This window comes from Collinsella sp. AM10-26, from assembly GCF_003472525.1.
Taxonomy (GTDB): domain Bacteria; phylum Actinomycetota; class Coriobacteriia; order Coriobacteriales; family Coriobacteriaceae; genus Collinsella.
In genome coordinates this window covers 188,907-202,029 of the sequence record NZ_QRMC01000002.1, presented here as the reverse complement: position 1 = coordinate 202,029, position 13,123 = coordinate 188,907, and the positions used below count along the sequence as shown (strand labels likewise).

11 protein-coding genes and 1 tRNA gene are annotated in these 13,123 nt (G+C 58.6%); 11 read left to right on the top strand and 1 reads right to left on the bottom strand.

All coding sequences use genetic code 11. The annotated features are described in order from the left end of the window. Positions 1-552: 552 nt before the first annotated feature. Both DW123_RS02455 and DW123_RS02450 read left to right on the top strand, forming a co-directional pair. Positions 553-2,994, top strand: a complete 2,442-nt coding sequence (locus tag DW123_RS02455) for a lipopolysaccharide assembly protein LapB (RefSeq protein WP_117799388.1) — start codon at positions 553-555, stop codon at positions 2,992-2,994. Between the two features lie 92 nt (positions 2,995-3,086). Beyond that, positions 3,087-3,177, top strand: a tRNA-Ser gene (locus DW123_RS02450). A gap of 322 nt (positions 3,178-3,499) precedes the next feature. Here the strand turns inward: DW123_RS02450 and DW123_RS02445 are convergent. Continuing rightward, a complete protein-coding gene (locus DW123_RS02445; RefSeq protein WP_118273089.1) occupies positions 3,500-4,840 on the bottom strand; it encodes a D-alanyl-D-alanine carboxypeptidase family protein in 1,341 nt (446 codons plus the stop codon). Between the two features lie 197 nt (positions 4,841-5,037). On the opposite strand from DW123_RS02445, the gene DW123_RS02440 reads away from it, so the two are divergent. The 9 genes from DW123_RS02440 to DW123_RS02400 all read left to right on the top strand — a co-directional run bounded on the left by DW123_RS02440 (position 5,038) and on the right by DW123_RS02400 (position 12,997). Further along, positions 5,038-5,733, top strand: a complete 696-nt coding sequence (locus DW123_RS02440; RefSeq protein WP_117743173.1) for a response regulator transcription factor — start codon at positions 5,038-5,040, stop codon at positions 5,731-5,733. A gap of 25 nt (positions 5,734-5,758) precedes the next feature. Continuing rightward, positions 5,759-6,997, top strand: a complete 1,239-nt coding sequence (locus tag DW123_RS02435) for a sensor histidine kinase KdpD (RefSeq protein ID WP_118273088.1) — start codon at positions 5,759-5,761, stop codon at positions 6,995-6,997. A gap of 103 nt (positions 6,998-7,100) precedes the next feature. Continuing rightward, the gene (gene pstB, locus DW123_RS02430) at positions 7,101-7,976 is read left to right on the top strand and encodes a phosphate ABC transporter ATP-binding protein PstB (RefSeq protein WP_117734741.1); all 876 of its coding nucleotides are present in this window, start codon (positions 7,101-7,103) and stop codon (positions 7,974-7,976) included. A gap of 64 nt (positions 7,977-8,040) precedes the next feature. After that, positions 8,041-8,769, top strand: coding sequence for a response regulator transcription factor (locus tag DW123_RS02425; protein WP_089572665.1), 729 nt, complete (start codon positions 8,041-8,043; stop codon positions 8,767-8,769). Positions 8,770-8,772: 3 nt separating this feature from the next. Then, complete coding sequence (locus tag DW123_RS02420) at positions 8,773-10,197, top strand: cell wall metabolism sensor histidine kinase WalK (RefSeq protein WP_117763580.1); 1,425 nt, start codon at positions 8,773-8,775, stop codon at positions 10,195-10,197. Between the two features lie 195 nt (positions 10,198-10,392). After that, entirely contained in the window at positions 10,393-11,049 is a 657-nt protein-coding gene (locus DW123_RS02415; RefSeq protein WP_118273087.1) for a YveK family protein, read from the top strand. 2 nt (positions 11,050-11,051) lie between these two features. Then, positions 11,052-11,789: a CpsD/CapB family tyrosine-protein kinase gene (locus DW123_RS02410; protein ID WP_117763582.1), complete on the top strand. Its 738-nt coding sequence runs from the start codon at positions 11,052-11,054 to the stop codon at positions 11,787-11,789. A gap of 17 nt (positions 11,790-11,806) precedes the next feature. Then, positions 11,807-12,457, top strand: coding sequence for a tyrosine-protein phosphatase (locus tag DW123_RS02405; RefSeq protein ID WP_022094060.1), 651 nt, complete (start codon positions 11,807-11,809; stop codon positions 12,455-12,457). A gap of 39 nt (positions 12,458-12,496) precedes the next feature. Beyond that, positions 12,497-12,997 carry a GNAT family N-acetyltransferase gene (locus DW123_RS02400; protein ID WP_117743164.1) on the top strand — a complete coding sequence of 167 codons (501 nt, stop codon included), beginning with the start codon at positions 12,497-12,499 and terminating at the stop codon, positions 12,995-12,997. Positions 12,998-13,123 lie beyond the last annotated feature (126 nt).

Here is a 13,123-nt window from a genome sequence, read left to right as displayed (position 1 = left end):
TACGCCGCACCATTTGAGATTAAAGCTCCCGGCAACGGGGCTTTTCTTTTACGTAAACACCGCATGGATTCGAACCTCGGTCGAGGCTCGGGCGTAAAGAAAACGCGGAGCGTTTTTAGCCCGCGGGCGAGCACGCCGGCGGGCGGGCGAAGCCGGTGCGGATCCGCGCAGCGGATGCGCGGAATCCTATACGCCGCACCATTTGAGATTAAAGCTCCCGGCAACGGGGCTTTTCTTTTACGTAAACACCGCATGGATTCGAACCTCGGTCGAGGCTCGGGCGTAAAGAAAACGCGGAGCGTTTTTAGCCCGCGGGCGAGCACGCCGGCGGGCGGGCGAAGCCGGTGCGGATCCGCGCAGCGGATGCGCGGAATCCTATACGCCGCACCATTTGAGATTAAAGCTCCCGGCAACGGGGGCTTTTCTTTTGCGCCAGCTTGAGTGCTTTCGTCCAAAGGGACGATTTCCTGTCGACTCGTGTAAGATTCCGAGTAGATGTCGCGACTTATTCGCGACCACTCCTTCTCAAGCGACCGATCAGGGTGATATTTCGTGGCAGAGCGTCCGACATACAAGCTCAGGTTTCTCGATCCCAAGAAGCGCTTTCCGGCGATGCCCGAGCAGCCTGCGGGACGCTCATATGGCGTGGTCTGGAAACTCTTTGGCGAGGATCAACATGAATCTTGTTATGTCGTCGAATTCGTTGGCAAAAGTCATGTGTCGCTTTTGGGCTACGTAAGCGTTTCGGGTGAGGTGTACAAGGTGGACCGCCCCGTTAGCGAGGCTCCGCTGCCCAACGATCCCGACATGGAACTGGTCCTTGACGAGTCCGATTCCAGTATTGGCGAGATTATGGTGAGGGCGGCCAACGGCGCCATGCGCGCGTGCGCGCGAACTGCCGGATCTCCCGAAGGCCCCATGCGCGAGCAGTCCGACCGCGAGACGTGGAATTCGACCCGCGCTCTTCCTTACGGCGAGTTCATGGCCTCGATGTTCTTGCGCTACGTGATATTTGCCAACTCCGAAAGCGCTATTGCGAACACGGCGGGCGTCGACGGTCTCGATGATGACATGCAAAACGTTGTCGACAAGATCAAGCTCGTAAAGTTACCCGAGCCGGTCGAGGTGTTTTTGGGCTTTAACACGGCACCGCTCCCCGATGCTATCGAGACGCTGCTCTACCGCGTTGACCATACCGAGAATCCGAGTGGTATCGAGCGTTATGCCGCGGCCTTGATGAGCGAGGTCAATCTGCCACGTCTGCGCACCATCGCGGCAAAAACTGAAATGAGCCTAGCGCGCATCGACCGCTCAAAGCTTTTCTATCTCAATTTTGATCGCAGTCTTCTCGATCAGGCCGAGATCGATGCCCTGCTTGCCATCGAGTGCCGTCTCAACCGCCTCTCTGGCATCCTTGAGCGCATCGGGGCCGGATTAGGCCCCGTCGCGTCCTCGCCGAGCTTTGAGGGCTGTGCGCTTTTTGATTCGTGGCATATCGCCAAGACGACCAACGATGTCCCCCGTCTGCTCGATACGGCCTCAAGCGATAACCCGTGGGGCAAACCGGGTACGGTGGCTTGCCAGCCGGGCGGTGAGTGGGACGTTCGCACCCGCTTTGCACGTATCGTAGAAGCGCTCAACGTGGTCACACGGCTCGACTATACCTATCGAGTAAATGTTGCCGAGGGGATTATGCTCGTTCGGTTTGGGCGCTCTGTCGTGGATGCCATGCCGCAACGTGAATACGACGCTCAAGATGACGCCTGGCGCGAGCTGGAAGAGGACACGCGTGCGATCTGGGCTGCGGAGCACGATGCGCGCGTGGCGCTCACGCTTGCGGCGGCGTGTTTTGCCGCGGGCACCTGCATCACGCGCTGCTATGTGCAGATTGCTGCTCCCGACAGTGAGCAGGGCGAGCGCGTTGTCGCAACGTATTTCTTTGGGCGCGCGGCCTATCTGGCCGATTGCGTGCCTGTCGCCAAGGATCTTGAGAGCATGGACATGGACGATATGCCGTGCAAGCGTGTGCTTGAGGCCTATGAGTCAACTGCTCCGGAGACGATTGAACCTGCGGAGGTTCATGCTCGTCCGCGTGATGACCATCGCACGCTGCCGCCGGCGCTGCGCGATCTGCTGCTTGCCGATAAGGCTGACGAGTTGGAGGTCATGGAAGAGGACGATGACCCATACGTGGCCCGTGTTGTTGAATTGCGCGAGCAGGCAAAAGTCGACCGTACAGGTGCTTTTGAAGGTTTTTCCCGTCTTGTCGAGGAGTTGGAGGCTAAGTGCGCCGTCGCCGAGCTTTTGGCGACGGGTCCGGTTCAAACGCAGTTTTGTGATAACCAGCTGGTGCGCATGGTGCTACCGGTGTTGGAAGAAGACCGCTCTGTGCGAATCCTTCGTGCGCCCGATGCGCTGTACTTTGCCCAGCACGAGATCTGCAGCTTTTACGCCGAGCAAGAGGACTTTGAACGAGCACTGCCCGAGGTGCGCCATCTTTACGATCTGGCGCGCTCGTCCATGCAGTCTCACTTCGCGCTCATCAACGTGTTGGCACGTCTGGAGCGCTTTGACGAGATTATCGAGGTAGCGCGCCATGGCCTGCGCATTGCAAGCGACCGTACTTCAATCGGTTACCTGTTTTATCGCCTGGCGTTTGCCTATTGGAACTGCGACCAGCTCGAGCTCGCGTTGGCGTGCTACCGCCTGGTGCCGCGCGGCGAGGAGTCGGGCAGCAGCGCGCTGGAAGAAATGCAGGGCCTTATGAACGAGATGGGCGTCAGCGAGCCTCCGACGTTCGAGGAAGCGGTCGAGACCATCCGCAAGGCTGGACTCGAGCTGCCGCCAGTGTCCGCCGTGACGAATCAGCTTGCAGATGCCGCTGTGCAACTGGTCGACAACGGTTTCTTTTTCCTGGCACGCGGTTGTATCTTCCAAATGTGGCGCACCATGGGCAACGACGAGCTCGGCTCCCTCAACCGCTCGCTGGGGTAGGCGAAGCTTTCAAGGAGGAAAGGCTGCTAGGCAATTAGAAAATTTCCTCTTGCCCAACTTCGGCTGTTTGGTTACTATAGAACGGCTGTTACGGAGAGCTGACCGAGAGGCCGAAGGTGCTCGCCTGCTAAGCGAGTATGCCCCAAAAGGGCATCTGGGGTTCGAATCCCCAGCTCTCCGCCAGTAAGACTTTAAAGAAGGGTTCCGAAAGGGACCCTTTTTTAGTTGAACCACGTTAGCTGGGGATTCGAACCCGAGAGGGCACGGGCGTTAAGCAAACGCGAAAGCGTTTGTAGCCCGTGGGCGAAAAGCCGCCAGGCTTTGAAGCCGGAGGGCATGCGTAGCATGCCCGGACATCCCCAGCTCTCCGCCAGTATGAATTGAAAGAAGGGTCCCATTTGGGGCCCTTTTTTATTATCAAGAATGGCGGCTGGGGATTCGAACCCTCAAAAAAGGAGGCATCCTTTCGGATGCCTCCTTTTAATGAGCTTATTATTATTGCGTCCTACACCTCGGGCGCCTTGGCGACGGTCTCGCTTTCTGCCGTGAGTGGGCGGTTGTCGATGCGACGGCCCAGGCGGTCGAGCTTCACGAGTAGCCACTCAATGGGATTCGGCCCCGAGCCTTCCTCGTCGGCAACCAAATCCATGACGGCGATCTTGGTACCGTCCTGCTTGAGCGTAATGCTGCCCACCTTGTCGCCCACATGCACCGTGCCCGAAAGATCGTCGTAGCTAACCTTTTCGGTCACCTCGCCGGCAAGGGAAAACACGGTCGCTTGCGCCGTAGGATCGGCGAGTGTGGCGTCGATCGTCTTATCAGTCCAGTCGGTTTGACCAATGCGCGCCATAAGCGGGTTGCCGTTGGCGGTCTTTTCCTGCGTGTTGGCGATCGCGACCGTCACCTTGTGACCGTAGTACCAATTGGCAAGGGTTGCGGTATCGGTAAAGCGCTGGTCGGTGGTGGTGGAGTTCAAAACGACGGTGTAGATCTCGTCGCCATCGCGGTTGTAGGCACCCGTAAAGCAATAGCCTGCATCGTCGGTAGTGCCGGTCTTGCCACCGATGTTGCCATCTTGGCCCAGCAAATAGTTATGCGTGTCCATGGAATGCGAATGGTCGGTGCCGTCGGCGCCCGTGACCTCGATCCAGGAATCCTCGCTCGCTACGACCTCGCGGATCGTGTCGTTTTTCATGGCCTCCTGCATCATCAGCGCTACGTCGTGTGCGGTTGAGTGCATATCGCCAGCCCACTCATCAAAGTCCAGACCATGCGGGTTTTCAAAAAGCGTACCGGTGCAGCCGAGCTTCTTAGCGCGCTCGTTCATGGCCTTCACAAATGTGGCCTCGGCGTCTTTGGTCTTAGGGTCGATCTTCTTGCCCACATATTCGGCGAGCACGATGGCGGCGTCGTTGCCCGAGGGAATCATCAGGCCGCGCAGCGCCTGCTCCACGGTAAGCTCGTCGCCTTCGAGCAGGCCGGCAGTCGAGTTGCCTACGGTGGCGGCAGCGTTGCTCACCGTGACCTTCTCGTCCATCTTGCAGTTTTCGACGGTCAGGATTGCGGTCATGACCTTGGTGATCGAGGCGATTTTGACCTGTTCGTCGGCGCCGCGCCCATAGTAGACGGTGCCGTCTTTGCCCATGACGAGGGCATTGGCCGCATCGATATCGGGCAGGTTTTCGGCCGTGATGACGCGCGCATCGGCGGTTTTGCCGCAGACATTGTCGGTCGTGAGCACTTGGGCGCCGGCGACGGTGGGCACGCCAGCGGTAAGGGCGATGGCGCAGGCAAAGCCGGCGGCAAGCTGGGCGGAGCGTTTTGCAAAAGAGGTGAGGGACTTCACAGATTTCGCTTTCGACGGGATGGTCTCTTCTGGCACTAGAGTATATCGTTTGCCGGCGACGACGATCGTTGCGTGCGTGCGTGGCCCACATCCGCGCCCGAACGGGCACAAGGGTGCTTAAGGCCGACTTAATCACCCACGCTTGTTGTGTGTGACGGGCGCCCCCTCGGGCATAATGGAGCGCGAGAGGAGCACGCATGAACGAGCGCATTTTGGTAGTTGATGACGAGAAGGCCATCGCCGACCTAGTTGGCATCTACCTTACAAAAGAAGGCTTTGATGTCCAGATTGCCTACAGCGGGGCCGGTGCGGCCAAGGCGATTCTGGAGCAGGAGTTTGATTTGGCGCTGCTGGATGTCATGCTGCCCGATATCGATGGCTTTGAGCTGTTGCGTACGATTCGTTCCAGCCATACCTATCCCGTGATTATGCTGACGGCGCGCGATGCCCAGCAAGACAAGATCGAGGGGCTCTCGCTTGGCGCAGACGATTATGTGGTCAAGCCGTTCCGTCCGCTGGAGCTCATTGCACGCGTTCATGCTCAGCTTCGTCGTTATACCAGCTACGGCAGCCGCGCACAGGTGGCCGAGTCGCCGATCATCCAGCTCGACGGCCTCGAGATCAACCGCGACGCCCGCTCTGTGACGGTGGACGGTGCGTCGGTGCGCCTTACGCCCATCGAGTATTCCATCTTGCTGTATCTGGTCGAGCATCGTGGTAGCGTGGTGCCCGTTGAGGACCTGTTCCGCGCGGTGTGGAACGAGGACTTTATGCCCGGCTCCAACAATACGGTTATGGTGCACATTCGCCATCTGCGCGAAAAGATTGGCGACGATGCCCAGAAGCCGCGCTTTATAAAAAACGTCTGGGGCGTCGGCTACATAATCGAATAACGCCTTTGATGGTGGGGGAGTAGATATGACAAAAGACGATAGGCGGGCATTCGAGGTGCCCGATCGACTCTTTGAATACGTAAGGGCGGTCGTTGACAACCGTGCGTTAGCGACGGTGCTGCTCTTTTTGCTGAGTCTGCTGCTCATCGGCATTGACAATATCGTTGGCATCCTGGCAGTTCTACTCATTGGCATTTTGCTGATTGATCGATTCGAAATCGTTCGTCGCTGTGTGGTGATCGGCGGCGCTGCGTGGACAATTACGTTGGCGATCGGGTCCATGGCGCTTGGCGGTATTGGCGAGCCCGTATTCTTTGACGCCGGCTTTGTGTTCAACATGCTTGGATTTGTGCTGGCGCTTGCCGTGTGCGTCCTGTTCTTCTGCGGACGCGCCCTGTACTACCAGGGTTACGAGCAGGGCGAGCTGCACGCAGACCGCGTGATTGCCGCCCGCATTCAGGACCGTCTGATCGATAACCCCGACACATGGGACAACATTGACGGCGACTTCCTCGAGGCCGAGGGTGCGCTCAACCGGGCGCGCGATTGCGAGCGCAGGGTTCAACAAGCCCTGCGTGACGAATCCCACCGCAAAGATGACCTGGTGACGTACCTGGCGCACGACCTGCGCACGCCGCTCGCCAGCGTGGTGGGCTACCTTTCGCTCTTGCAGGAGGCCCCCGATTTGCCGCTTGAGCAGCGCGCGCGTTTTACGGGCGTGGCAATCGACAAGGCCCACCGGCTCGATGCGCTCATCGAGGAGTTCTTCGACATCACGCGCTTTGATTTCCACGATATCGTGCTCACCCGCAGCTACGTCGATTTGGGGCTCTTACTGGCGCAGGTGGCCGACGAGTTCTATCCCATTCTCAGCGAACAGCATAAAGAAGCCCAGGTTGATATCTGCGAGGATCTGACGGTGCTCGTGGACGGCGACAAGATGGCTCGCGTATTCAACAACATCATGAAAAACGCTGTTGCCTATAGCTATGAAGGCTCGATGATCACGATTGAGGCCAGACGTTTGGGTAACGGCGGCGTGCGCGTACGATTTATAAACCAGGGCGATCCGATCCCTGAGCCAAAGCTCAAGGTGATCTTTGAGAAGTTCTATCGCCTGGATGCGGCGCGTGCGACCAATCGCGGCGGCGCTGGGCTGGGTCTCGCCATCGCCAAGGAGATTGTATGCGCGCATGGCGGTACCATCGCGTGCGAATCGACGCCCGAGCATACCGTTTTTACCATCGAGCTGCCCGCCGCGTAGCGTAGGCGCCCTTACAAACACTTGACAATGCGCTCACGTGCGTATGAGCCGCGATTCCTACTATCGATACTGCTGGATTGATATCGATATGGAGGTATGCGGTATGACGGCTGCTGCGGCTGTGGAGCCCACGGAGCTTGAAGAACTCATGGAAGCGCGAGCCGAGGCTGCGCACGAGCGCGAAGTCGGAGACGCGACGCGCCCCACGGCGCAGGACCTTGCCGCCTCGCCGACGCGCATCGACGTCGAGGGCCTCGATTTGTTCTATGGCGACCACCGCGCACTCAAGGACGTGTCCATCAAGATCCGCGACAAGCAGATCACCTCGTTTATCGGTCCTTCGGGCTGCGGCAAGTCGACGCTGCTACGTTGCTTTAACCGCATGAACGACGGCATCAAGGACTGTCGCATCGAGGGCAAGATCGCGCTCGATGGCCAGGATATCCTGGGCGACTACGACATCTGCCGCCTGCGCCAGCGCGTGGGCATGGTGTTCCAGCGCCCTAACCCGTTTCCCATGAGTATTTACGACAACGTCGCGTACGGCCCCCGTGGCATGGGCGTGCGCGATCGCGCCGTGCTGGATGAGCTGGTCGAGGATTCTCTTCGTCGAGCCGCTCTGTGGGATGAGGTCAAGGACAAGCTCAAGGAGTCGGGGCTGGGCCTTTCGGGCGGACAGCAGCAGCGCCTGTGCATCGCCCGTGCGCTTGCCGTGCAACCCGACATCTTGCTGATGGACGAGCCCACGAGCGCCCTCGATCCCGTGTCGACGCTGGTGGTGGAGCAGCTTGCCTGCGAGCTCAAGGAGACCTGCACGTTGGTGGTCGTTACGCACAATATGCAGCAGGCGGCGCGCATCTCCGACTCGGTCGCGTTTTTCTTGCTGGGCGAGCTGGTGGAGCACGCGCCCACCGCTCAGCTCTTCAAAAATCCGACCGACCCGCGCACAGCGGATTATTTGACGGGACGTTTTGGCTGATACCATCTCGTAAAGGTACCTTTAGGGTTAAGATGCGGTCATGTCGGCCGCAAAGGGGTTCAACATGATCTATTACGTCGAGGACGATGACAACATCAGGGATTTGACGGTCTATGCGCTGCGCAAGCAGGGGATCGAGGCCGAGGGCTTTTCGTGCGATGGCGAGTTTAAGGCTGCTGTGGCGCGACGGGTGCCCGATGCTGTCCTGCTCGACATCATGCTGCCCGATACCGATGGCCTGGCAATTATGCGTCGCCTGCGTGCCGACCGCCTGACGGCGACGGTGCCCATCATGATGCTTACCGCCAAGGACACCGAGCTCGACAAGGTGATGGCGCTCGATGGCGGTGCCGACGATTACCTGACTAAGCCGTTTTCGCTCATGGAGCTTGCGAGCCGTTGCCGCGCACTGCTGCGTCGCGGCGGCATGGTCAAGCAGGCGAGCGATGTGCTCAGTGTGGGCGACATCGTGCTCTCGCCCAGCCATCGCGAGGTGACCGTTGCCGGCGAGCCGCTTAAGCTTACCCTGCGCGAGTTCGACCTGCTTGAGTATCTCATGCGCAAGCCTGGCGTGGTCTTTACCCGCGAGTCGTTGCTGCAGAGCGTGTGGGGCTGGGACTTCGACGGCGGTTCGCGCACCGTTGACGTGCACGTGCAGACGCTTCGCCAAAAACTGGGCGAGCATGCCAGCGCCATCGAGACCGTGCGCGGCGTGGGCTACCGCTTGGCCGAGCCTTCTGCCGGTGATGGTGCCGAAGGTGACGACACCGCGGCCACCGCATCGGAGGAGTAACCCGTGGTCTTCGCCCCCCAGGGAAAACAAACGCTGTCGCACCGCGTTTTTGTGACGATCTTTGTCTGCGCCATGGCGGTTATCGTGGCGTTTACGGTGCTGGGTGCGTTTTTTTTGCAAAACACCTTGGCGGATGCCACGAGTGCCAATCTAGCGCAGGAAACCGAGCTCATTGCTGCCGCCCTCGACGAGCAGCAGGAGCCCATCCCGTTCTTGCGTAGCCTCGATCGCGAGGACTTGCGCATCACGCTGATTAACAAGGATGGATCGGTTGCCTACGACAACGAGGCATCGCCTTCCACACTGCCCAACCATGGCGATCGCCCCGAGGTCATCGAGGCCTTTGAGAGTGGTTTGGGTTCCGCGGAGCGCGCAAGCTCTACGCTCGACGAGATTATGCTGTATCGCGCCGTCGCCCTTGATAACGGCCAGGTTGTCCGCTTGGCGCAGGCCCAGCCTGGCGTTGCGGCGATTTTGCTGTCGATGGTGGCGCCGATGCTGCTTATCGCAGCAGCGGGTGCGGTACTCTCGTTTTTCATGGCGCGCCGCGAGTCCCGTGCCATCATCGCGCCGTTGCAAGAGGTGGATTTGGACCACCCGCGCCGTAGCTATGAGCACGCCTATGCCGAGATGGTCCCCATGCTTGAGCGTATCGAGTCGCAGCGCCAGGAACTCAAGCGCCAAATGGCGGTGCTAGCGGACAACGACCGTATGCGCCGCGAGTTCACGGCGAATATCACCCATGAGCTCAAGACGCCGCTTACGGCGATTTCGGGCTATGCCGAGCTCATCGCAAACGGCATGGTCGAGGGCGAGGACGACCTGCGCAACTTTGGCGGTCGCATCTATCGTGAGGCGGGCCGCTTGGCAGCGCTTGTCAACGACATCCTTACGCTGTCTAACTTGGACGAGGCCGAGCGTGCAACTGAGGGCGAGGCGGTGCCCATTGGGTCCACGGAGCCTATTGAGCTCTCGCGTGCCATCTACGCGGTTGAGCAGCGTCTTGAACAGGTCGCCCGTCAGGCGAATGTGACGATAAGTCATGAGACCAAGCCCGTGGTCGTCGAAGGCGTGTCGCGCTTGATTGACGAGCTCATCTATAATCTGGCAAGCAACGCCATCCGCTACAATCGACCCGGCGGTACGGTTACGCTGCAGTGCGGCACCAACGACGAAGGCCATCCGTTTCTCGCGGTCGTCGACACGGGAATCGGTATCGCGCCTGAAGAACAGGGCAAGGTATTTGAGCGGTTCTATCGCGTGGACAAGAGTAGGTCCAAGGCACGCGGCGGAACCGGTCTGGGGCTTGCCATTGTCAAGCATGCGGCCCTGTATCATCACGCCACGCTCGATCTGTCGAGCGCGTTGGGCGTGGGAACCACCATTACGGTGACGTTTCCCATACAGCAGGACGAGCCATTCGCATAGCGATACAACATAGATAATGATGTAGACGCCGCATTTGACTTTCGGGTGCGGCGTTGTTGTGCAATTTTACGATTGCTTCCGACATTTTTACAGGAGAGCCTGTTTCTTATGTATAGAGTTTGGTCTCGGTAAAAAGATGCGATAACATACGGACAGTTTTGTCAATCCGAACTGGGGAAATGAAAGGCAAGCTGCATGACCCTTCTCGAACTGTTCCAGCTGCTGAAGAAGCACCTCAAGCTGGTCATCACCCTTCCGGTGGTCTGCGCGATCGCCATGGGCATCGTGTCCTTCGTTGCGATGGACAACACCTACACCGCGACGACGAGCATGTACATTCTCGCTAAGACCGACGATAGCGGTCAGATGAGCTACAACGATCTCTCGGCGAGCCAGATGCTTTCCAACGATATCGCCACGCTGCTGGATAGCGATAGCGTTAAGAGCGGCGCCGCCAAGGAACTGGGCCTCACCGATCTGGATGACTACAAGGTGTCTGTTTCCTCCGAGACCACCACGCGTGTCATTACGCTTTCGGTTACCGGCACCGATGCCAAGGAGACGGCTGAGGTCGCAAAGGCCATGGCCAGCTCGGTGAGTACGGTCGCTCAGAACGTCGGCGCTGCCCAGAGCATCAACGTTATCGACGAGGCTAAGACCCCCGAAGCCCCCAGTGGCCCCAAGCGCGCGCTGTATATTGCCGTCGCGTTCCTCGCCGGTATCTTTATCGCAGTTGCCTATGTCGTTTTGGCAGACATGCTCAACACCCGCATCCGCGGTGCTGAAGAGGCAGAAGAGCTCCTGGGCATTCCCGTTGTTGGCCGAATTCCGGCTATGAAAGGTGGTAAATAGGCATGGCTAAGGCAAAGAACACCGATAAGCTCGTTGTACAGAATGCCGCCAAGACCCTTCTGGCCAACATCCGCTTTGCGAGCGTGGACGACCCCATTCGCACCATCACCGTTACCTCCTCGATTCCCAACGAGGGCAAGTCTACGGTTTCCATCAACCTTGCCCAGGCTATCGCCACCAGCGGCAAGAGCGTCCTGCTGGTCGAGGCCGATATGCGCCGCAGGTCCCTTGCCGATATGCTCGGCGTCCGCTCCCGCGGCGGACTCTATGCAGTCCTTTCCGAGCAGGTTTCTATTGACCAGGCGATTGTCGAGACGGGTCAGAAGAACTTCTACTTCCTCGATGCCGAGCCGCATATTCCCAATCCTGCCGACATCATCGTCTCTCACCGCTTTGCCAAGCTGGTAAAGGCACTGTCCTCCAAGTTCCAGTACGTCATCTTCGATGCTCCCCCGGTCGGCACCTTCATCGATGCTGCCGAGATCGCAAGTCTGACCGACGGTGCGCTTTTTGTCGTGCGTGAGGATTTCACCAAGCGCGAGGAGGCGCTCAACGCCATCGGTCAGCTTAAGAAGTCCGAGAAGGTCAAGCTCATCGGTACCGTTATGAACTACTGCGAGACCGAGACCAGCGAGTACTACTACTCCTACTACACCAAGGACGGTAAGAAGGTGAAGAAGGGCTCCGACGATCAGGGGACTTCCAAAAAGGGCATCTTCACCAACCGAGCAAACGTTTAGTTGATTAAGGCTGACCTATGCGTGACATTCATTGCCATATCTTGCCGGGTGTAGACGACGGCGCCGCCGATCTCGATGAGAGCTTGGCGATGCTCGAGGCTGCCAAGCGGGCCGGTGTAACCAGAATCGTTTGCACTCCTCACTGCCGTGATCCCTATTTTGATTACGACAAGATGTGGGATGCCTTTGAGCTGCTGCGTGATAACGCTGACGGTTTTCCGCTCCAGATGGGCTTCGAGGTCAACCATCGAAAGCTCGTTGAGCTTGGTATCGATGCCGCGGAGCACTTGCATTTCGATGGGACCAACGAGTTTCTGCTCGAACTTTCGACGCATGCCGATGCGTATGCGTTTAGAGAGTACGAGAACACGATTTACGATTTGCAGTGCCGTGGCTACCAGGTGATCATCGCTCATCCTGAGCGCTATCGTGCGGTTCAAAAGGATGTAAGCGTGGCGGAGCGTCTGGTCGATATGGGCTGCAAGCTGCAGGCTTCGGCGGACTTTATTGCCGGCGGTCGCTTTGGTCGCGAGAAAAAGCCGGCACAGCGCCTGTTCGATCAGAACCTGTACAGCTTCATCGCGAGCGATGCCCATAACGTGGGTCATTACGACTGCCTGGCGAAGGCTCGCGCGAAGTTTAGTGTGCGCGGAGCTCATTTTCGCTAATATCTGTCCCTAACGTTCGCATTGAATAAAAGGGCAGCCATGGATATCCAACTTAAGACGGGATGCTTTGATGACGCGGCGTTGGTGCGCCGCGTCGTTTTTATGGACGAGCAGGGCTACGAGAATGAGTTCGACGCTATCGACGAGGATCAGAACTGCATTCATGTGACGCTCTATGTAGACGGCGAGCTTGCCGGTTGCTCGCGCGTGTTTCCCGAAGAGCTTGAGCGCGTGGCTGACGCAGAGGCCCCGGTGTTGCCGGCATGCGACATGGACGAAGGCGTTTCGGCGGGGGAGACCTACATTATGGGGCGCGTCGCCGTGCTGCCGGCTATGCGTCGTCGCGGACTGGCGAGTGCGATCGTCGAGGCCAGTGCTTCGTGTGCACGCGATGCCGGCGCTAAGCTTATTAAGCTGCATGCGCAGGAATACGTGTTGCCGCTCTATGCAAAGGCGGGCTACACGCAAATTGTCCCGGTAGATTACGAAGACGAGGGCCAGCCCCATGTCTGGATGGCCAAGCGCGTAGATGGCAGATAGGGACGTTCCTTTTCTGCCGGCAGTTGGGGACACTCCTTGGCAATTGGCGCATTGGAACGCTCGGACATACAGTTTTTCGATACCGTGTGTATATATGCGCGCTAATGGGTTATAAAATCTAAGTCT